Source organism: Mycobacterium sp. (assembly GCF_049683355.1).
Classification (GTDB): Bacteria; Actinomycetota; Actinomycetes; order Mycobacteriales; family Mycobacteriaceae; genus Mycobacterium.
The window spans coordinates 16,324-36,745 of sequence record NZ_JBAUJB010000139.1; the positions used below are offsets into that span (position 1 = coordinate 16,324).

21 protein-coding genes are annotated in these 20,422 nt (G+C 68.7%); 9 read left to right on the plus strand and 12 right to left on the minus strand.

What is annotated here, in order from left to right:
* Window positions 1-3: 3 nt before the first annotated feature.
* On the plus strand, window positions 4-639 hold the full coding sequence (locus WA944_RS08790; RefSeq protein WP_526368821.1) for a class I SAM-dependent methyltransferase: 636 nt from the start codon (window positions 4-6) through the stop codon (window positions 637-639).
* Here WA944_RS08790 and WA944_RS08795 read toward each other — a convergent pair.
* From WA944_RS08795 to WA944_RS08815, 5 genes are all read right to left on the minus strand, one after another.
* Entirely contained in the window at window positions 622-1,722 is a 1,101-nt protein-coding gene (locus WA944_RS08795; protein WP_526610917.1) for an Rv3575c family transcriptional regulator, read from the minus strand. The genes WA944_RS08790 and WA944_RS08795 overlap by 18 nt on opposite strands.
* Window positions 1,667-2,611, minus strand: a complete 945-nt coding sequence (locus WA944_RS08800) for a metal ABC transporter permease (protein WP_526646743.1) — start codon at window positions 2,609-2,611, stop codon at window positions 1,667-1,669. The genes WA944_RS08795 and WA944_RS08800 overlap by 56 nt, the downstream gene beginning before the upstream one ends.
* Window positions 2,611-3,393: a metal ABC transporter ATP-binding protein gene (locus WA944_RS08805; RefSeq protein ID WP_526368827.1), complete on the minus strand. Its 783-nt coding sequence runs from the start codon at window positions 3,391-3,393 to the stop codon at window positions 2,611-2,613. The genes WA944_RS08800 and WA944_RS08805 overlap by 1 nt, the downstream gene beginning before the upstream one ends.
* Window positions 3,380-4,336: a metal ABC transporter solute-binding protein, Zn/Mn family gene (locus WA944_RS08810; RefSeq protein ID WP_526368870.1), complete on the minus strand. Its 957-nt coding sequence runs from the start codon at window positions 4,334-4,336 to the stop codon at window positions 3,380-3,382. The genes WA944_RS08805 and WA944_RS08810 overlap by 14 nt, the downstream gene beginning before the upstream one ends.
* A gap of 106 nt (window positions 4,337-4,442) precedes the next feature.
* Window positions 4,443-4,658, minus strand: a complete 216-nt coding sequence (locus WA944_RS08815; protein WP_526368829.1) for a hypothetical protein — start codon at window positions 4,656-4,658, stop codon at window positions 4,443-4,445.
* Between the two features lie 51 nt (window positions 4,659-4,709).
* Between WA944_RS08815 and WA944_RS08820 the strand changes: the two genes are divergently transcribed.
* From WA944_RS08820 to WA944_RS08830, 3 genes are read left to right on the plus strand one after another with little or no spacing between them, the layout of a single operon-like run.
* Window positions 4,710-5,474 carry a LamB/YcsF family protein gene (locus WA944_RS08820; RefSeq protein ID WP_526368831.1) on the plus strand — a complete coding sequence of 255 codons (765 nt, stop codon included), beginning with the start codon at window positions 4,710-4,712 and terminating at the stop codon, window positions 5,472-5,474.
* 31 nt (window positions 5,475-5,505) lie between these two features.
* On the plus strand, window positions 5,506-6,420 hold the full coding sequence (locus WA944_RS08825) for an MBL fold metallo-hydrolase (RefSeq protein ID WP_526646745.1): 915 nt from the start codon (window positions 5,506-5,508) through the stop codon (window positions 6,418-6,420).
* Window positions 6,411-7,649 (plus strand): SLC13 family permease, encoded by a 1,239-nt coding sequence (locus WA944_RS08830; RefSeq protein ID WP_526368835.1) that lies wholly within the window; start codon window positions 6,411-6,413, stop codon window positions 7,647-7,649. The genes WA944_RS08825 and WA944_RS08830 overlap by 10 nt, the downstream gene beginning before the upstream one ends.
* Before the next feature lie 7 nt (window positions 7,650-7,656).
* Here WA944_RS08830 and WA944_RS08835 read toward each other — a convergent pair whose 3' ends face one another.
* Complete coding sequence (locus WA944_RS08835; protein WP_526610921.1) at window positions 7,657-7,971, minus strand: hypothetical protein; 315 nt, start codon at window positions 7,969-7,971, stop codon at window positions 7,657-7,659.
* A 351-nt stretch (window positions 7,972-8,322) separates the two neighbouring features.
* Between WA944_RS08835 and WA944_RS08840 the strand changes: the two genes are divergently transcribed.
* Entirely contained in the window at window positions 8,323-11,067 is a 2,745-nt protein-coding gene (locus tag WA944_RS08840) for a helix-turn-helix transcriptional regulator (RefSeq protein ID WP_526368839.1), read from the plus strand.
* Between the two features lie 22 nt (window positions 11,068-11,089).
* Here WA944_RS08840 and rlmB read toward each other — a convergent pair whose 3' ends face one another.
* The 4 genes from rlmB to carD are packed head-to-tail and all read right to left on the minus strand — an operon-like array spanning window position 11,090 to window position 14,476.
* Window positions 11,090-12,043 (minus strand): 23S rRNA (guanosine(2251)-2'-O)-methyltransferase RlmB, encoded by a 954-nt coding sequence (rlmB, locus tag WA944_RS08845; RefSeq protein WP_370332888.1) that lies wholly within the window; start codon window positions 12,041-12,043, stop codon window positions 11,090-11,092.
* Window positions 12,043-13,434, minus strand: a complete 1,392-nt coding sequence (gene cysS / locus WA944_RS08850; RefSeq protein ID WP_526368872.1) for a cysteine--tRNA ligase — start codon at window positions 13,432-13,434, stop codon at window positions 12,043-12,045. Before cysS ends, rlmB begins: the two co-directional genes overlap by 1 nt.
* A gap of 35 nt (window positions 13,435-13,469) precedes the next feature.
* Entirely contained in the window at window positions 13,470-13,982 is a 513-nt protein-coding gene (gene ispF, locus WA944_RS08855) for a 2-C-methyl-D-erythritol 2,4-cyclodiphosphate synthase (protein WP_526368874.1), read from the minus strand.
* Between the two features lie 5 nt (window positions 13,983-13,987).
* Complete coding sequence (gene carD, locus WA944_RS08860; RefSeq protein ID WP_043412998.1) at window positions 13,988-14,476, minus strand: RNA polymerase-binding transcription factor CarD; 489 nt, start codon at window positions 14,474-14,476, stop codon at window positions 13,988-13,990.
* Window positions 14,477-14,794: 318 nt separating this feature from the next.
* On the opposite strand from carD, the gene WA944_RS08865 reads away from it, so the two are divergent.
* The 3 genes from WA944_RS08865 to disA all read left to right on the plus strand — a co-directional run bounded on the left by WA944_RS08865 (window position 14,795) and on the right by disA (window position 18,028).
* Window positions 14,795-15,391, plus strand: coding sequence for a copper chaperone PCu(A)C domain-containing protein (locus WA944_RS08865; protein ID WP_526368841.1), 597 nt, complete (start codon window positions 14,795-14,797; stop codon window positions 15,389-15,391).
* 86 nt (window positions 15,392-15,477) lie between these two features.
* Window positions 15,478-16,866 carry a DNA repair protein RadA gene (gene radA, locus WA944_RS08870; RefSeq protein ID WP_526646748.1) on the plus strand — a complete coding sequence of 463 codons (1,389 nt, stop codon included), beginning with the start codon at window positions 15,478-15,480 and terminating at the stop codon, window positions 16,864-16,866.
* A gap of 43 nt (window positions 16,867-16,909) precedes the next feature.
* Window positions 16,910-18,028, plus strand: a complete 1,119-nt coding sequence (disA, locus tag WA944_RS08875) for a DNA integrity scanning diadenylate cyclase DisA (protein ID WP_526368845.1) — start codon at window positions 16,910-16,912, stop codon at window positions 18,026-18,028.
* A 10-nt stretch (window positions 18,029-18,038) separates the two neighbouring features.
* Here the strand turns inward: disA and WA944_RS08880 are convergent, their stop codons facing one another.
* Window positions 18,039-18,815, minus strand: a complete 777-nt coding sequence (locus WA944_RS08880; RefSeq protein ID WP_526368847.1) for a hypothetical protein — start codon at window positions 18,813-18,815, stop codon at window positions 18,039-18,041.
* Between the two features lie 79 nt (window positions 18,816-18,894).
* Window positions 18,895-19,515, minus strand: coding sequence for a carbonic anhydrase (locus WA944_RS08885; RefSeq protein ID WP_526368849.1), 621 nt, complete (start codon window positions 19,513-19,515; stop codon window positions 18,895-18,897).
* Between WA944_RS08885 and WA944_RS08890 the strand changes: the two genes are divergently transcribed.
* Window positions 19,514-20,413 carry an iron-sulfur binding domain-containing protein gene (locus WA944_RS08890; RefSeq protein ID WP_526368851.1) on the plus strand — a complete coding sequence of 300 codons (900 nt, stop codon included), beginning with the start codon at window positions 19,514-19,516 and terminating at the stop codon, window positions 20,411-20,413. The genes WA944_RS08885 and WA944_RS08890 overlap by 2 nt on opposite strands.
* Window positions 20,414-20,422: the final 9 nt, after the last annotated feature.

The following is a 20,422-nucleotide window of genomic DNA, read 5'->3' on the forward strand; positions in this document are numbered from 1 at the left end:
TGCATGACAGATTCTCCGGGCTCCGCGAACGCCCTTGCGACCGAATGGGATGAGCGGTACACCTCACTCGCGGCAGAGATTCCCGACGGCGCTCCCAGTGCCGTGTTGATGGACGTGGCGCGCGAGCTCGCGCCAGGACGTGCACTCGAAATCGGCTGCGGCGTAGGCGCCGACGCCGTCTGGCTCGCCGGCCAGGGCTGGGAGGTGACAGCGCTGGAACTGTCCCGAGTGGCGCTGGAACGCGCTCGAGCCAGGGGTCGACAGGCCGGTGTCCGTGTGGAGTGGATGTGCGCCCGTCTCGAGGACGCCGAGCTCACCGATGCCGGTTTCGACTTGGTGACAGCGCACTATCCAGCCCTGCGGCATTCGCCGGGGAGCGACGCCCAGAGGGCGCTGTTGGCGGCCATGGCGCCCGGCGGCACGCTACTGGTCGTGCACCACGCCGATGTCGATGTGGCAAAGGCCAAATCCTATGGCTTCGACCCAGCCGACTATCTCAGTCACGACGACGTCGTCGAGTTGCTCGGCGACGACTGGGACGTCCATGTCGAAAGACGACGGCCGCGCGACGAACCCGCCGGTCTGGACGGTCAACACACCCATAACGACGTGGTGCGGGCGCTACGCAGGCGGACCTGACGTCCGGCCACGGACCAACTGGGTCTCCAGCACCTCGATGACGGGCAGCCCAGACCTGGGCGGGTTGTGCAGCAGCTCACCTGCGCGGCGTCCCTTTTCGACGCCGGGCTGCACGACGGTCGTCAGGCCGCGTTGCAGCGCGTCGGGTACCCCGTCGAAACCGGTGACCGTCATCTGGCCGGGCACGTAGATCCCGCGGGCGCGCAGGTGATCCATCGCGGACAAAGCAAGCACGTCGGCCGTGCAGATCAGCGCCGTGATCCGCGGGTTGGCCTCCAGCGCGACCTCGGCGCCGGCGCCACCCGAGGTGGTCAGGTGCTCATAGCTCTCGACCACTGTCAACGACTCCGGATCCAGCCCGGCCGCGGACATCGCGTCGAAGACGCCCCGGATGCGTTCGCTCTGGACGTGGAAATGCGGCGTCTGAACCCGCTCGGGATCGGCCGGCGCCGGACCCGGTCCGCCGTGGGGCCAGTCGCGGCCCAACCGCATCGTCAGCAGTCCGATCTCGCGGTGGCCGAGCTCGATGACATGTTCGGCCAGTCCGCGCATCCCGGCGCGGTCGTCGATGCCCACCTGGGAGGCGCCGGGGACGTCCTTGGGCTGGTCGACCACGACGACGGGCAGCTGTCGCTGCAGCACCGCGGGCACATAGGGGTCGTCGTCGGAGGCCGAGTACACGACGAAGCCGTCGACCCCGGCGGACAACACCGCCGCCGAGCCCTCGGCGACGCTACGGTTCGGGCCGACCGCGACCAGTAGCAGGCCCTGGCCGACCGCCTCGCAGGATTCGGCCAGGCCCGCAACAAAATCCAGCGCCGCCGGGTCGCTGAACGAGTAGTTCAGCGGCTCGGTGATCACCAGCCCCACCGCGCCGGCCCTGCGGGTGCGCAGCGACCGTGCCACCGGATCCGGACCCGGATAGCCGAGCCGCTTGGCGGTGGACAACACCCGCTCGCGCAACTCGGCCGACAACTGATCGGGCCGGTTGTAGGCATTGGAGACGGTGGTGCGCGAGACCTTGAGCTCAGCGGCCAGGGAGGCCAGGGTCGCGCGCCGCCGCGGCGCCGGACTCCTGGACATGCACGTTGACGTTAGTGGACACGCGGGATTGTGCAGCGGACCGCGCCCTCCGGCGCGGCACCCGGCTGCCCGCCCAGACCACGAGCCAGATGCCACACGCGATCGTCACGATCACAAAGCTCGGCGGCAGGTTGAACATCGCCGACGCGGTCAGGCCCAGCCACACCGAGACCAACCCGATGGCCGCCGACACCGCCATCGCACGAATCGGGCGGGCCGTCACGATCAGCGCCGTGGCGGCGGGTGTGACGACGAGGGCGAACAGCAGCAACGTGCCCACCGCTTGGACCGCCATCGTGATCGTGATTCCCAGCAGCACCATGAAGGTGATCGACAATCCGCGTACCGGAACACCTTTGGCCTCGGCGACCTGGCTGTTGACCGATGTGAACAACAGCGGCCGGTAGATGAAGGCGATGCTTGCGGCCAACACCATCAGGAGCCCGAGGAATCCCAACAACTGGTCGGTGGTGATCGCCAGCAGATTTCCGAACAACACGTTCGTCAAGGTCGACGAGTTGCGGGTGGCCAACGAATTGAAGAACAGCCCCAGACCGGTCGCGAAGGCGAGCACGGTACCGGTGGCGGCGTCGCGGTCGGTGGCTCGCTTCCCCAGAGCACCGATCACCAGCGCACCGCCGACGCAGAACACTCCCAGCCCGACCGCTGCGGGCAAGCCGAGCAGCACGGCGCCGGTGGCCCCCGGCAGACCGATGTGCGCCAGCGCGTGCGCGGCGAACGACGAGTTGCGCACGACGATGAAGTAGCCCATCAGCCCTGCCGCCAGCGCCACGATGGTGCCGCCCAGCCATGCGTTGCGCATGAAGGACGAGCCCAGAATCTGTACCCAGTTGTCCTGATAGCCCATCGCCACGATGGTCTGCGTCATCACACACTCCGCATGTAGAGATCCCCCTGCAGGGTATGCGCGACCTTGATCGGCGTGCCGTACATGTGGGTGAGGAGCTCACCATCGACCACCTGGTCGATGGCGGCGTGGTGCGCGTGGCCGTCCAACAGGTAGATCGCGCTGTCCAGGATCGTCAGCAGCGGATTCAGGTCGTGTGCCACCACGAGGACGGTCACCCCCAGTTCGCGCTTGAGACGGCCCAGGAGCACCACGATCTCGTGCTGATTGCGCAAATCCAGTGACGCCAGCGGCTCGTCGAGGATCAGCATCCTCGGGCGCGCGACCAGCGCGCCGGCCAAGGCGATCCGCTGGCGCTGACCGCCGGAGAGTTCCGAGAGTCGGCGATCCGCGAGGTCGGTGGCATCGACCCAACCCAACGCCTCGTCGACCCGCTGGCGATCGGCGGCGCTGGGCCGGGCGAATCCCCAATGCCGCCCCGTCAACCCGAGCAGCACCGCATCCCTGCCACGTATCGCTTCACTCGCGTTGGCATCGTAATGCTGTGGAACGTAGCCGATCTCGTTGTTCAGCACACCGGGTCGCTCGCCGTAGACCCGCACCGTTCCCTCGGCGACGGGGACCAGCCCGAGGATCACTTTGAGCAGCGTCGTCTTACCGGCACCGTTCGACCCGATGACGGCGACGAAGCGGCCGACATCGACCTGCAGCGTCGAGTCCGACCATATCGTCCGCCCACCACGAACCACGCTCACGTCGTCGAACGTCAGCGCGGGTTCGGCTCCGGACTCATACAGGGACACCGAGCGCCTCTGCGAGGGAGTCCAGTTGGGCGACCTGCCAGGTCTGGAAGGACTCGGTGTTGGGCGGCACCGTCTCGGTGACCTCGACCACCGGAACTCCCGCCTGCTCGGCCGCTGCCCGGATCTGCTCGGGCACCGATCCTTCGGTCTGGGTGTTGTAGATCAGCACGTCGACCCCACGATCACCGAGAAGCCGCAGGAACGCGTCGAGGTCGGCGGGAGCCGGCTCGGCCTCGTTCGAAGACGCCAGCTGATAGCCCTCGGGTGTCCGGTTCTGTAGCCCCAGGGCCGCGCCCATGTCGTCGAAGACGCTCTCGGTGGCCGCGAAGCTCTTTCCGGCAGAACCGGCCTTGATCGCGGCGATGGTGTCGTTGTACGGGGTCATCACGTTCTCGAAAGCCGTGTGACGCTCCTGGAAGTAGGCGTCGGCGTCAGGCGCCAGCTTGCCGAGTTCTGCGGTCACCGCTTCGGCGACTTCGGCCACCGCCGACGGGTTGTACCAAACGTGCGGGTTGGCTTCACCCGCGTGGTCGTCCCCGGCTTCGCCTTCGTGGTCGTGGCCGGCCTCGCCCTCGTGCGCACCGCTGAGTTCGACGGCATTGATGACCGGCGCGTCGGGTGCGGACGTGGCAGCCAACTTGGCCGCCCACTCGTCGTAGTGACCGCCGTTGATCACGACGAGCTGGGCTCCATCGAAGAGCGCTGCATCGGAAGGTGCGGGCTCGTAATCGTGAGGATCCACCGACGAGCCGGCCAGCACCGTCGTGATGTTCGCGCACGCTCCACCGAGCTGCGAGACGACGTCGCCCCACTGGTCGACGCTGACCACGACGTCGACGGGCGTTGCCGGGCACTCACCGCCCGCCGCTGTGGTGGTCTCACCCGATTCGGCGGGCTCTTCGCTGGTTCCGCAGGCTGACAGCGCGAAGGGCGCAGCCAGCATGAGTGAGGCCGTGAGCAGGCGCAGTTTCGGGGACAACGAGGAGATCACCCGGTAACGATAACCGTTTCCAGTACATCTCGCACAATCGCTCGTGGATCGGCGGCTGTCAGTGATCGTGTCCGACGGCCCCACTGAGCTCGTTGGGAGTCTGCTCGAGCGCCGCCGAGGTGGTCACCCCGGCCGCCTGCAGGTCGACCAGGTGAATCTGCTTGGCAGCCGGGTCGCTGACGTAGACGGCGTTCTCGCGGGTGAACACAGCCGGGCCGGGTTGCTGCCAGTCGTCGGGTTCTGACCACGGCTCGGTCACCTGGATGGACCTCACCGTGTCACCGCATCGACCTCGACGAAAGGCGCAAGCACTAGTCTTGACAACATGCCTGGCGTATCCGTCGACCTCAATGCCGACCTCGGCGAGAGCTTCGGGGTGTGGACCCTCGGTGACGACGACGCCATGCTCGACCTGGTCACCAGCGCCAACATCGCGTGCGGTTTCCACGCCGGCGACGCTGCCACCCTGGCGCGCACCTGCCGGGCCGCCGCTGAGCGGGGCGTGCGCATCGGAGCACAGGTTAGCTACCGAGACCTCGAAGGTTTCGGGCGGCGGTTCATCGACGTGCCACCTGACGACCTGACCGCCGACGTCATCTACCAGATCGGCGCGCTGCAGGCCCTTGCCCGTGTCGCGGGAACCGAGTTGAGCTACGTCAAACCTCATGGTGCGCTGTACAACTCGATCGTCGAGCACCGTGATCAGGCGCGCGCCGTGGTCGAGGCGGTACACGCGGTGGACCCGGAGCTCGCGGTGCTGGGGCTGACCGGGTCAGCGCTCTTCGCCGAGGCGCAGCGGGTGGGTCTTCGCACTGTTGCCGAGGCGTTCGCCGACCGCGCCTACCGACCGGACGGCCGGCTGGTCTCGCGGCGTGAGCGCGATGCGGTCTTGAGCGACCCCGATGAGATCGCCGAGCGGGTGATGTCGATGGTCTCGGCAGGACGAGTGACCGCAGTCGACGGGTCGACCGTCCAAATCTCCGTCGAATCCATCTGCGTGCACGGTGACTCCCCGGGAGCCGTGGCGATCGCCTGTGCGGTGCGGGATCGACTCGCTGCCGACGGCGTGCGTCTGGAGCCGTTCAGCTAGCGGACGGGGGTGCGCCCACTAGGGTGGCGTGGTGCGCCTGAAGTTCGGCCGGCCCGACCTGAACTCCTACTCCGCTCACTTCGACGTGCCTGCCGCGTCGCCGGCGAGCCCGCTCACGGTCGCCTGGGGCGGTGTCACGACACTGCACATCGACGACGGCAGCTCCGCGCTCATGACCGACGGTTTCTTCTCCCGGCCCGGCCTTCTCACCGTCGCCACCCGAAAGCTGGCGCCGTCACATGAGCGAATCCACGCCGGACTCTCCCAACTCGGGGTCAGCCGCCTCGACGGGTTGGTTCCGGTGCACACCCACTATGACCACGCGATGGATTCGGCCGTGGTCGCCGGCCTGACCGGCGCAGGTCTGATCGGTGGCGCCTCGGCCGCCCAGATCGGGCGCGGCGGGGGACTCGACGACGTCCGTACCGTCACATCCGGCGACCCGATCACCGCCGGCAACTACGACATCACCCTGATCGAAGGTGACCACTGTCCCCCCGACCGATTCCCTGGCGTGATCACCGCCCCGATCGTCCCCCCGGTGAAGGCCTCCGCCTACCGGTGCGGCGAGGCGTGGTCGATGCTCGTGCACCACCGGCCCACCGGCCGGCGGCTGTTGGTCGTCGGCAGCGCCGGATTTCTTCCGGGCGCGCTGTCCGATCAGCGGGCCGAGGTGGCCTACCTGGGCGTCGGCCAGTTGGGGCTGCAGCCGCAGAGTTACCTCACCGAGTACTGGACGCAGACCGTGCGTACCGTCGGAGCACGCCGGGTGGTGCTGATCCACTGGGACGACTTCTTCCGGCCCCTCGACGAACCGTTGCGCGCGTTGCCCTATGCCGCGGACGACCTGGATGTGTCGATGCGGATCCTGAGCCGGCTGGCCATCGACGACGGCGTGGAATTGCACCTGCCCGTGCTGTGGCGACGCGCCGATCCGTGGAGTTGACGCTGGCGCTGACCGCGCTCATCGCCGTGCTCGGGTTCGCGCTCGTCCGGCCACACCGCTGGCCCGAGGCCGTCGTCGCGATTCTCGCCGCCGCGTTGGTGCTGGGTGTCGACGCGATCTCCTGGCACGACGCGGTGGCCGAAGTGGGAAGGCTGCTACCGGTGGTGGGCTTCCTGGCAGCAGTGCTCGTACTGGCACGGCTGTGCGACGAGGGGCTCTTCCAGGCCGCCGGCGCGGTGATGTCCCGTACCACGTCGGGCAGCCAGAACCGGTTGCTGGCAGCGGTTTTCGCCATCGCGGCCGCCGTCACCGCGATCCTCAGCCTGGATGCCACCGTGGTGCTGCTGACCCCGGTCGTCCTCGCCACCGCGCGCACCTTGAGCGTCTCGGCGCGACCGCACGCGTATGCGACCGCACACCTGGCCAACAGTGCGTCGCTGCTGCTACCCGTGTCCAATCTGACCAACCTGCTTGCGTTCAGCGCGGCGGGACTGAGTTTTCTGCACTTCGCCGCGGTGATGACGTTGCCCTGGCTGGCCGCGATTGCCGTGGAGTTCGTCCTGCTGCGTTGGCTTTTCGGCAAGGAGCTGGCCGTGAAACCCCGACGGGACACCGTCAGCGAGCCGATCGAGGTACCCGTCTTCGCCCTCGTCGTCCTGGGGCTGACGCTGGTCGGCTTCGCGGTGACCTCCCTGGCCGGCTTCTCCCCCGCCTGGGCCGCGCTTGTCGGGGCAGTGGTGCTGGGTGTCCGCGGTCTCCGTCGGAGGCGGACCTCCATCATGCGGATTGCCGCCGCCGCTGATGTGCCGTTCCTGGCATTTGTGCTGTGCCTGGGCGTCGTGGTCGACGCAGTGATGAACAGCGGGATGGAATCGGCCATGCGCCAGGTGATTCCCGATGGCACCGATCTTCTGTCGCTGCTCGCGATCGCCGCGGTGGCCGCCGTGCTGTCCAACGTCGTCAACAACCTGCCGGCCGTGCTGGTGCTGCTGCCACTGGTGACCGTGGCCGGCGCACCCGCAGTGCTCGCGGTGCTGATCGGGGTGAACATCGGGCCGAACCTGACCTATGTCGGCTCGCTGGCCAACCTGTTGTGGCGGTCCGTGGTGCGGCGCGATCTGGAGGTCGGTTTCGGCGAGTTCAGTCGGATCGGCCTGTGCACGACGCCGGCGGTGATCGTCGCCGCCGTGCTGGGGCTGTGGGCCGGGATTCAGCTGTTCGAGATCTGACCGTTGCTCAGCCGGCTCGGCCGTCACCGCACCCGTCTGCCACGATGCGCGCACCGACCCCGCTGGTGAGCCGCTCGACGGGCGTGCCGACGTGTGCGCACGCCGCGATCACCGAGTCCGGCGACGCCGCGGCGAACAGCCCGTAGAGCACCTCGTCGGCGGGAGCGGCCAGTACCGCCATCAACGTCGTCGCCGGGCCTGAACCGGCGCGGCTAGCGACAGCACCTCGGGTCAAGCTGGCCACGAACGCGTCGAGGTCGTGTGCGGTGACCTCGGGCCGATACCATTCCGCCAGGTAGTACCCGCATTCCTCAGTCCACACGGCGTAAACCGTAGGCGTGCCGACGCGTCGGCAAATCAGGGAATTCCCTCACGTTTTCCCGCTCGCTGGGCGCGCACAGCGAGGGTCGGCACGTCCAGCGTCAGCTTCGTCACCGCCGCGGGCCGGCCGAAACGGGTCCGCTCCGGCCCCCGGCAGACGGTTGTCAGCTAACCGATGAACCCCCTGCACATCCCAGGCGAGCTGATAGGCTCGTACAACAACCGCACACCTGGCAATCCAGGAGGTTTCCCCCACGTGGAGTCACGGTCGCAACGGCCGCGTGCTCCAGCGCAGCCGTCCCCGGCAGGGAACGCACCACCACTGGACTATCAGGCCACGGTGCGCCGACCGGTGGAAGCTCGCGCGGTCGACGGGTTCCTTTCCGCGGCGGCCCTGGCTCCGGCGGGTCTGGTGATCGAGGGTGAGCCCGGGATCGGCAAGACCACGCTATGGCTGGCAGCGTTGTCGCAGGCCGCCGAGTCCGGCTTCATGCTGCTTTCTGCGCGTGGCGCGCAATCCGAGTCGATCCTGGCCTATGCCGGGTTGGAGGATCTGCTCGGCGGCATCGACCACGCCGTGGTTGCCGAGCTGCCCGCGCCGCAACGTGCCGCAGTCGAGACGGTGCTGTTCCGCACCCGAGCGCACGGCCCCGGCGCCGACCAGCACGCCTTGTCAGCTGCATTGGTTTCGGCTCTGGACACAATGGCTGCGACGGCACCGGTGTTGCTCGCCATCGACGACCTGCAGTGGCTGGATCCCTCCAGTACGGCTGTGGTGGCCTTCGCCACCCGCCGTGTCACCGGAGCGGTGGGGGTGCTGGTCACCGCGCGCAACGATCCCGACGGCGTCGCCGCGAGCGCGCGTGTACAGATGTCACGCCCCGACGCGATCGACCGGCTTCGGGTGCAGCCACTGAGCCTCGGCGGGGTCGGCGCGTTGATCGCCGAACGCCTCAACCGCTCGTTCACCCGTCCGGTGCTGCGCCGAATTCACCAGACGGCGGGCGGAAACCCCTTTTACGCATTGGAACTGGCACGGGCAATCGACGCCGCCGCCCCCACCGCGGGAGCGGCCGGCCAGGTGCCGCTTCCGGCGACGCTGACCGAGGTGGTGCGGACCCGCATCGGTAGCCTGCCCAGCGCTGTTCAGGATGCCCTTCTGGTGGTGGCCTGCGCCGGAACGCCCACCGTGGCGCTGGTCGCTCATGCCATCGGTGCCGAAATCCCGCAGGCTGCGGCACTTCTCGAGGACGCCGAAGTCGACGGCGTGATCACCATAGAGGGGCAGAATCCGCGCTTCGCCCATCCGTTGTTCGCCCACGGCGTCTACACCGGCGCCGCAGCGGGCCGGCGCCGCGCGATTCATCGACGGTTGGCCGAGGTGGTCGAACAGCCCGAGCTGGCGGCCAGACACCTGGCCCTGGGATCCGTCCACGGCGATGCGGTGCTGTGGGAGTCACTCGACGCCGCAGCCGAGTCGGCACGCCGGCGCGGAGCCCCCGCGGCAGCGGCAGAGCTACTCGAACTGTCCGTCGGACTCGGGGGCGGCACCACGATCCGTCGTATCCGGATGGCCGGCTACCTCCTGCACGCCGGGGACGTCCGCAGGGCCCGAAACCTGCTCGAAGAAGTCCTCGACGAACCGGCCACCGGCAAGGCGCGCATCCAGGCGCTGCGATTGCTCGCCGAGGTGCGCATGGTCGACGACAGTTTCGGCGAGGCTGCCGAACTGCTCGAGCAGGCGGTGGCAGAAGCCGGAGACAACGTGGGCTTACGTGCCCAACTCTCGGTGAACCTGTCGTTCGCTCAGGGCAACGCAGGCTACCACGCCGGGGCGCTGTGCACCCTCGAGGACGCGGTGGCCGACGCCGAGCAGCTCGCTCATCCGCAGCTGCTCGCGCAGGCGCTGGGGATCCGGACCGTACAGCGGTTCCTCCTCGGACAGGGCCTCGACGAGGCCGGACTCGCGCGAGCCGTCGACCTCGAGGATCCCGGCGCCGCCATGCCCCTGGCGTTGCGCCCCAGCACCAACACCGCGCTTCTGGCGTTGTGGAGCGGACAGCTGGACCGCGCCCACGAACTGATGGCCACGCTGCGCAGGCGGTGTATCGCCGGTGGCCGCGAGGTCGACCTCGTGTACCTCGCTCTCCATCACGCGCAGTTGGAATTGTGGCGGGGCAACCTCGCCGAGGCCACCACGATCACCGACGATGCCGTGGAGCGGGCTTCCCAGCTGGGGGGCGACTTTCCGTTGTACGTGGCGCTGACCACCAGCGCGGCCCTTGCCGCGTTCGCCGGCCGCGTCGACGAGGCCCGCCGCGACGCCAGAGAGGCGCTCGCCGCCACCCGCCGTTTCGGCTCGGACGCAATCGACGTGTGGCCGGTGGCGATCCTCGCTTTCCTGGAAGTCTCGGTGGCCGACTTCCCGGCCGCGGAGGCCGTCGTTGCGCCGGTACTGGCTCGACTGGAGCGTGCTCCCGAAGCCACCGAGATCAATGTCGCACCGTTCTTGCCCGATGCCATCGAGGCCCTCCTCGGGCTGGGTCGCCGCGCCGAGGCGCAGACCCTGATCGAGCGGCTCGAAAGCAATGGCCGCCGCCTCGACCGCCCGTGGATGCTCGCCGTCGGCGCCCGCAGCCGCCCCATCCTGTTGGCATCCGACAACGACATCAACGCCGCGATCAGCGCCGCGACGCAGGCGCTGAAAGAACACGACCGGCTTCCGATGCCGTTCGAGCGCGCCCGCACCCAGCTGGTGCTCGGCCAACTCCAGCGCCGGCAACGAAGACGCGAAGCGGCCTCGGCCGCCCTGACCGAAGCGCTCAACACGTTCGAGAAGCTGAACACACCGCTGTGGGCCGCGCGTGCCCACGCCGAACTCAGCCGTACCAAGCCGAGCCGGAATCAGCCCGGCGCGTTGACCGCCACCGAACAGCGCGTCGCGGAACTGGCCGCGTCCGGGATGAACAACCGCGACATCGCTGCGGCACTGTTCATCAGCCTCAAGACCGTCGAGGCCAATCTCACCCGCATCTACCGCAAACTCGGTATCCGGTCCCGGGCACAGATCGGCGCTCGTCTGCACGGACGCTCCTGAGCGCCGGTCGACCGATGGTCGGCTAAACCCGGCGCTGGCGGGCGATCTCGGCGAGCACCACCCCTGCTGCGACCGATGCGTTGAGCGACTCCGTCGGCCCGGCCATCGGAATCGACACGACGGCATCGCAGTTCTGCCGGACCAGGCGGGACAAACCCTTGCCCTCCGAGCCCACCACCACCACAACCGGTCCGTCGCCGACGATCTCGTCGATCGCGGTGTCGCCGTCGGCGTCGAGGCCGACGACCTGCAGACCGGAATCGGCCCACTGCTTCAGGGTGCGGTTCAGGTTCGTCGCCCGCGCCACCGGCAGCCGCGCGGCGGCACCGGCACTGGTCCGCCACGCCACCGCGGTCACCGACGCCGACCTGCGCTGCGGGATCAGCACGCCGTGCCCACCGAACGCGGCCACCGAACGGATGATCGCACCGAGGTTGCGGGGATCGGAGATGTTGTCCAACGCGACCAGGAGCGGGGGCACCGCATCACGTTTCGCCTCGGCGAGCAGATCGTCGGGGTGCGCATAGTCATACGGCGGCACCTGCAGCGCCAGGCCCTGGTGCATGCCGTTGGCGGCGATCCGGTCCAGGTCGTGGCGCGGCACCTCGAGGATGGAGATCCCTTTGTCGGCGGCGAGTTGCACGGCCTCGGTGAGTCGTTCGTCGGAGTCGGTGCCCAGCGCCACGTACAGCGCGGTCGCCGGCGCTCCGGCACGCAGGCACTCCAGTACCGGGTTCCGACCGAGGACGATCTCGGTGTCGTCGGTTTTCTTGTGCCTACCCTGTTGCTTGCCCTGTTGCTTGCGGGCGGCCTGCGCGGCGCGCTTACCCGCCGGGTGGTGGGGCCGCGCACTCGCCGGCGGTGTCGCGCCCTTGCCTTCCAGGCCACGACGCCGGACACCCCCCGATCCGACCGTCGGACCCTTCTTGGTGCCGGTTTTACGTACCGCGCCGCGGCGCTGGGAATTGCCCGCCATTACTTGTCCGACCCGTCCAATAGTGACCATTGAGGACCGTCAGCGGTGTCGGTGACCTCGATGCCTGCTTCCTTGAGCCGATCGCGGATCGCGTCGGCCTCCGCCCAGTCCCGCCGCGCCCTGGCGTCTGCCCGGCGACGCACCTCGGCGAGCACGAGGACGTCCACCGCCGCGAGCGCGGCCGACGTCTCGTCGCGAGACTCCCAACGTTCGTCGAGCGGGTCGGCGCCGAGGATCCCCATCATCGCCCGGATCGACATCGCGTGGGTCAGCGCCGTTTCGTGATCACCTGCGTCGAGTGCCCGGTTGCCCTCGGCTCTGGCAGCGTGCACCTCGGCGATCGCCGCAGGAACCGCGAGATCGTCGTCGAGGGCCGCGCCGAACCTGGGAGTCCACTCGCCCGGCACCACCGCACCCACTCGACTGCGTACCCGATGAAGAAAGTCCTCGATGCCGGTGTAGGCCCTGGCCGCGTCCTGCAGCGCGTTCTCGGAGAACTCCAGCATCGACCGGTAATGCGCGCTGCCCAGGTAGTAGCGCAGCTCGGCAGCCCGAACCCGTTGCAGCACTGCGGGTATGGCCAGCACGTTGCCCAACGATTTGCTCATCTTCTCGCCACCCATGGTGACCCAGCCGTTGTGCAGCCAGAAATTGGCGAACCCGTTCCCGGCGGCCTCGGCCTGGGCGATCTCGTTCTCGTGGTGCGGGAACACCAGATCCATTCCGCCGGCGTGGATGTCGAACTCGGGACCGAGGTACGCCTCACACATGGCGACGCACTCGGTGTGCCAACCGGGCCGGCCGCGCCCCCAGGGCGTCGGCCACGACGGCTCCCCCGGTTTGGCGCCCTTCCACAACGTGAAGTCCCGCTGGTCGCGTTTGCCGGTCGCGACGCCTTCTCCCTGGTGGACGTCGTCGGGCTTGTGCCCGGAGAGCTTGCCGTATTCGGGCAGCGTCGCGACGTCGAAGTACACGTCCCCGTCACCGGTATAGGCGTGTCCCCGGGCGATCAGCGACTCGATCAACTCGACCATCTGGGTGATGTGCCCGGTCGCTCGTGGCTCCGCCGACGGCGGGAGCACCCCCAGAGCGTCGTATGCCGCGGTGAAGGCCCGCTCGTAGGTCGCCGCCCATTCCCACCACGGCCGGCCGGCGTCGGCGGCCTTGTGCAGGATTTTGTCGTCGATGTCGGTGACGTTGCGGATGAAGGCGACGTCGAAACCCTTGGCGGAGAGCCACCGGCGCAGCACGTCGAACGCGACACCGCTGCGGACGTGGCCGATGTGCGGGAGCCCCTGCACCGTGGCACCGCACAGGTAGATCGAGACGTGGCCGGGCCGCAGTGGCGCGAAATCGCGCACACCGCCAGACAAGGTGTCATAGAGCCGCATGCCAGATGCGGGGCGTTCGGTCACGACGGGCCAGCTTACCGGCCAGTACAGGCCTGATCGTCATCGCCGACCACATCGGCTGTCAGGAGCGCGGTGGCGATCGCCGCCAGGCCCTCGCCCCGCCCGGTCAGACCGAGGCCGTCGGTGGTGGTCGCAGACACCGACACCGGGGCGTCGAGGAGCTCGGCGAGCAACTGCTGCGCCTCGGCGCGACGCGGACCGATCTTCGGGCGATTGCCGATGACCTGTACCGCGGCATTGCCCACCCGCAGCCCGGCCTCGGTCAGCAGTGAATGCACGTGCCGGAGCATGTCCGCGCCGCTGACCCCACGCCACTCCGGGCGGTCCGTCCCGAACACTTCACCGATGTCACCCATGCCCGCCGCCGAGAGCAACGCATCACACAATGCATGCGCCGCGACGTCGCCGTCGGAATGCCCCGCGCAGCCGTCATGACCGTCGAACAGCAGGCACAACAGCCAGCACGGGCGCCCGGCTTCGATGGGGTGTACGTCGGTGCCGAGCCCGACTCTCGGGGTCGACATCAGCGCCGTCAGGAGGCGGCGGCGAGTGCCTCGTCGAGAATGGTCGCGGCCTTCTCGTCATCGGTGTTCTCGGCCAGCGCCAGCTCGCCGACCAGGATCTGCCGCGCCTTGGCCAGCATCCGCTTCTCGCCGGCCGACAGTCCGCGCTCCTGGTCACGACGCCACAGGTCACGCACGACCTCGGCGACCTTGTTCACGTCACCGGAAGCCAGCTTCTCCAGATTGGCCTTGTAGCGACGTGACCAGTTGGTGGGCTCTTCGGTATGCGGGGCACGCAGCACCTGGAAGACCTTGTCCAAGCCTTCTTGTCCGACGACATCGCGCACGCCCACGTACTCGGCATTGTCAGCGGGCACCCGAACGGTGAGATCTCCCTGAGCGACCTTGAGGACGAGGTATTCCTTCTGTTCGCCCTTGATGGTCCGGGTTTCGATCGCCTCGATCAACGCAGCACCGTGGTGTGGATAGACAACGGTGTCTCCGACCTTAAAAATCATCAGTTTCGAGCCCCTTTCACCCCTCGATGTTAACACGGGCCGCTACCGGGTGCGGATCAACGGTGCAGGTCAGGGGCCATCGTTGGGGAACACTAGGGGTTGACAGGCCAGGCAATCCGTGCAAGGCGGACTCCGCAGAACCGGACGTTGGCGCCCGCCACCCAGCGGCAGGCAACGCCTGGAATCGGCTGTCCGCGAGACGCATCGCCCCTGCGCTACCGCGTACATCCGGCACCTACTACTCTGCATAGTCGAACCGCCGGAAACACCGTGGACCCGGCGTGCCACGTCGCCCAGCCGGCCGAGCAGGAGGCCCCAGTGAACCCCTTCAAACGGCGCACTCGTGCACACGGGCGGACCGTCCCCGTAACCGTCGCCGTCGCGGCGCTGGCTGCCGCTGCTGCGCTGAGCGGCTGCAGTGCCGGTCAGGTCGCCCAGACCGCGACCCAGGAAGCGGCGATCAACGGCACCAGCGGACTCGCCGGGCCCATCGCCCTGCGCAACATCCACATCTACGCCGTCCAGACGACCGACTACATCGAGCCCGGCACCGACGTCGAGCTGGTGTTCGTCGCCGCCAACACCTCCCCCGACGTCAGCGACGAGCTCGTGTCGATCACCACCGACATCGGCGACGTGTCGTTGCAGGGCGACACCAGCGTGCCGGTCAACGGTGTTCTGGTGGTCGGAACCCCCGACGGCCAGCCCAGCCCTCTGGAGAGCGTCGAGCCCGCCGACACCGCCCAGGCCACCGTGGAGCTGTCCAAGCCCGTCACCAACGGCCTGACCTACGACTTCACCTTCACCTTCGAGAAGGCGGGTGAGACCACCGTCGCCGTCCCGATCTCGGCCGGCGAGGCGCCTCTTCGCGACTCCGGCGAATCGGGCGGTAGCCATTCGGGCGGCGGCCACTAGACAGACCCGGCCGTACCGAAAGATCGGTTGCAGACACGGCCGACAATCGCTGAGGTTATGTCGGTCCCGCCGGTTACCGTCACGGCGTGGCCCGGGTCAGTTCGAAAACGCGTTCGCAGTACCGCTGCTCGGAATGCCGGCACCTCACCGCCAAGTGGGTGGGCCGTTGCCCTGAGTGCGGCACCTGGGGCACGGTCGACGAAGTCACCCTGATGGCGGCCACCGCGTCGGCCACGTCCCGCGCGGTCACCCCCACCTCCCCGGCCGTACCGATCAGTTCCATCGACCCCGGGACCACCCGGCACTTCACCACCGGCGTCAGCGAACTGGACCGGGTGCTGGGCGGCGGCCTGGTGCCCGGCTCGGTGACGCTGCTGGCGGGTGATCCGGGCGTCGGGAAATCGACGCTGCTGCTGGAGGTCGTCCACCGTTGGGCGCAGACCGGGCGCCGGGCGCTGTACCTGTCCGGTGAGGAGTCCACGGGCCAGATCCGGCTGCGGGCCGAACGCACGGGCTGCACCCACGACGAGGTCTACCTCGCCGCCGAATCGGACCTGCAGACCGCGCTCGGCCACATCGACGCGGTGCAGCCCTCGCTGGTGGTGGTGGACTCGGTGCAGACGATGTCCACCGCCGAGGTCGACGGGGTCAGCGGTGGTGTAACCCAGGTCCGCGCCGTGACGACCGCGCTGACGATGACGGCGAAGACGACCGGTGTGGCCATCCTGCTCGTCGGTCACGTCACCAAGGACGGCGCCATTGCCGGGCCTCGCTCGCTGGAGCACCTCGTCGACGTCGTGCTGCACTTCGAAGGTGACCGCTCGTCGTCGCTGCGGATGGTGCGCGGCGTCAAGAACAGGTTCGGCGCGGCCGACGAGGTCGGTTGCTTCCTGTTGCACGACAACGGAATCGAATGTGTCTCCGACCCGTCCGGCCTGTTCCTCGACCAACGTCCCAAGGCGGTGTCGGGCACCGCGGTGACGGTCACACTCGACGGCAAGCGCCCGATGATCGGCGAGGTGCAGGCGTTGATCGGCTCGCCTGCCAGCGGCGGCCCACGGCGCGCGGTCAGCGGTATCGATTCCTCGCGCGCGGCGATGATCACCGCGGTGCTCGAGAAACGGGCCGGGCTCCGCGTGGGGATGAACGACATCTACCTGTCCACGGTCGGCGGGATGCGGCTGACCGACTCGTCGTCCGACCTCGCAGTGGCCCTGGCGATCGCATCGGCATACATGGACCTGGCGATGCCTACGACCGCGGTTGCCATCGGCGAGGTGGGCCTGGCTGGCGATCTGCGGCGGGTCACCGGGATGGATCGCCGGCTGGCCGAAGCCGCCAGGCTCGGTTTCACCTGTGCGGTGGTCCCCGCCGGGGTGACCTCCGCGCCGGCCGGACTGCAGGTGGTGTCGGCCGACAACATCACCACGGCATTGCAGGCGCTGCGACGGATCAGCAAGAATGACGCAAGCTGAAGTCAGTCAGGGGCAGAGCCGACGACTCAACCGTGGAGAAGACATGGCCGTGAAGTCGACGGGTCGGGCCAGCCGCACCGTGGTGCCGTTGGCGCGCCCCACACTGCGGGAGACCATCGCCCGGCTGGCGCCGGGAACAGCTCTGCGCGACGGCCTGGAGCGCATCCTGCGCGGCCGAACTGGTGCCTTGATAGTCATCGGCTACGACGACGGCGTCGAGACCATCTGCGACGGCGGGTTCTCCCTCGACGTCCGGTACGCCCCGACCCGGCTGCGTGAGCTGTCCAAGATGGACGGCGCGGTGGTGCTGTCCACCGACGGCAGCCGCATCCTGCGCGCCAACGTGCAGTTGGTGCCGGATCCGTCGATCCCCACCGAGGAGTCCGGTACCCGGCACCGCTCCGCCGAGCGCACCGCGATCCAGACCGGCTATCCGGTGATCTCGGTGAGCCACTCGATGAGCATCGTGACCGTCTACGTCGCCGGTGAGCGCCATGTGGTGCCCGAGTCGGCCACCATCCTGTCGCGGGCCAACCAGACGATCGACACCCTGGAGCGCTACAAGACCCGCCTCGACGAGGTCAGCAGGCAGTTGTCCACCGCGGAGATCGAGGACTTCGTCACGCTACGCGACGTGATGACGGTGGTGCAGCGGCTGGAGATGGTGCGCCGGATCAGCCTGGAGATCGACTCCGACGTCGTCGAACTGGGCACCGACGGCAGGCAACTGAAACTGCAGCTGGAGGAGCTCGTCGGGGACAACGACACCGACCGCGAGCTGATCGTGCGCGACTACCACGCCAACCCCGATCCACCGTCGACGGCTCAGGTCAGCGCCACCCTCGACGAGCTCGACAGCCTGTCGGACGGCGAACTTCTCGACTTCACCACGCTGGCTCGGGTGTTCGGTTATCCGTCGACCGCCGAAGCCCAGGATTCCGCGATGAGCTCACGCGGCTACCGCGCCATGGCCGGCATCTCCAGGCTGCAGTTCGCCCACGTCGACCTACTGGTCCGATCGTTCGGATCACTGCAGGGCCTGCTGGCGGCCAGCGCCGCCGACCTGCAGTCGGTCGACGGTATCGGGTCGATGTGGGCCCGCCACATCCGGGAAGGCCTGTCCGCGCTGGCCGAGTCGACGATCGCCGACCGGCTCGCCTGACGGCGACGAATCAGCCGACCGGACCTGGCACCGGCATGTGCGGGGCACCGTCCACCGTGCCCTGACCGGGCTGGGTGGCGGACTCGGCGAGGACGAACGGCACGGGGGCCGAACGCAGGTTGCCCAACTGGACGACCAGGTTGTAGGTGCCCGGCCCGATGGGCTGACGTGGCAGCGGGCAGTTCGGGGCCGAACTCATCCCGGTCCACGTCACCTCGGTCGTCACCTGCTCGCCGGGCTGGAAGGTCTTGATCAGCGTCTCGTTGGACGGTGCGCAGTCCAGGTTCGACCAGAGGCGTTGATTGTCCAGCGAGTACACGTACGCGGCCAGCACGGCGGCGCCGACGTCACGCTGGCAGGCGACCAGGCCGATGTTGGTGACCACCATGGTGAACTTCGGCTGATCGCCGACCACGTACTGCGGCACGTTGGTGATGCCCTTGACCGCGAGAGTGGAGTCGGGGCAGTCGTCTCCCTCCTGCATGATCGGCGGCGGCACGACGGCGGCCGTCGGGGTGGCGGTGGGCGGCGGGGCGTCCTGAGCCGGCGGCTGGATCGGCGTCTTGACCTCGGGGTTGTCCCCCGGCAGCGGGGTGGGCGCGGCGGCCTCCGCAGACTCCGCGGATTCGGTTGCGGTGGGCTGTCCGGAGCTGGTGCTGTTCATCACGACCACAGCGACCACGGCGGCGATCACGCCGATGACGAGCACCGCGATGCCGAGCGCCAGCGCCCTGCGTCGCCAGTAGATCTGGGTGGGCAGCGGGCCCTGCGGTTCTAGATCCAGCACAACATCACGGTAAGCCCAGGTCACGCCACCTGGTCCGACGTTGCTCGGCGTGTCGCCGATGTGGGCGCAAAGCGCGCCGTCAGGCTTCGCCGATATCGCCGATGTGGTCGCGCAACACCACCTGGCCGTCGGCGAGCTGGTAGGTCAGGCCGACGATGCCCAGGTTGCCACTCTGCACCGCCTCAGCGATCGCCGTCGACCTGCTGAGCAGCTGCTTGCCGGTCTCGGTGACATGCCTGGCCTCGAACTCGTCGACGCGGGTCAGGCCGTCGCGGCGGCCCGACAGGATCGACGGTATGACTCGCTCCACCACGTCGCGGACGTAGCCGCCCGGCACCTGTCCGTCGTCGAGGGCCGACAGCGTCGCCCCGACAGCGCCGCAGCTGTCATGGCCGAGAACCACGATCAGGGGAACGTTCAGCACGGTGACGGCGTACTCGATCGACCCGAGCACCGAGCTGTCGACGACGTGGCCGGCGGTGCGCACCACGAACATGTCACCCAGACCCTGGTCGAAGATGATCTCGGCGGCCACCCGGCTGTCGGCGCAGCCGAACACCACCGCAGTCGGCTTCTGGGCCGCGGCGAGGCTGGCGCGGTGCTCGATGCTCTGACTCGGATGCTCGGCCTTGCCTGCGACGAACCGCTCGTTACCCTCTTTGAGTGCTTTCCACGCGGTCAACGGATTCGAGTTGGGCATGGCCATCATTGTGCCCGAGCAGGCGTGGATGATCGATTCGGTTGAGCTGCTGGCGTGGTACGAGCACGCCCAGCGCGACCTGCCGTGGCGACGCCCGGGCGTCTCGGCATGGCAGATCCTGGTCAGCGAGTTCATGCTGCAGCAGACACCGGTGGCGCGGGTGGAACCGATCTGGCTGGCATGGGTGGAGCGTTGGCCGACGCCGTCGGCGACCGCGCAAGCCAGTGCGGCCGATGTTCTGCGGTCGTGGGGCAAGCTCGGCTACCCGCGGCGCGCCAAACGACTGCACGAATGCGCAACGGTGATCGCCGCCGAGCACGGCGACGTGGTGCCCGACGACGTCGACACGCTGCTCTCGCTGCCCGGCGTCGGCGCCTACACGGCGCGCGCAGTCGCCTGCTTCGCCTACCGGCACCGGGTCCCCGTCGTCGACACGAACGTCAGGCGGGTGGTGGCCAGGACTGTGCACGGCCGCAAGGACGCCGGCTCACCGTCGGCGCGCGACCTCGACGACGTCGCCGAACTGCTGCCCGAAGACTCAGGGGCACCGGTGTTCTCGGTCGCGCTGATGGAACTCGGCGCGACGGTGTGCACGGCGCGGGCACCGCGCTGCGGCGTGTGCCCGCTGAGCCGGTGCACATGGCGGTCGCGGGGGTTCCCGGCCGGCACCGGGCCGCCCCGGCGGACGCAGCGCTATGCCGGTACCGACCGCCAGGTACGGGGTCGCCTACTGGATGTGTTGCGCGGCAACGCTTTCCCTGTCAGCCGGGCGGAACTGGACCTGGCGTGGACGACCGGCACCGCCCAGCGGGACCGCGCACTGGACTCGCTGCTGGTCGACGGGCTGGTGGAGCAGACGGCAGACGGCCGGTTCGCCCTATGTGGCGAGGGCGCCTGAGCTGGTGCC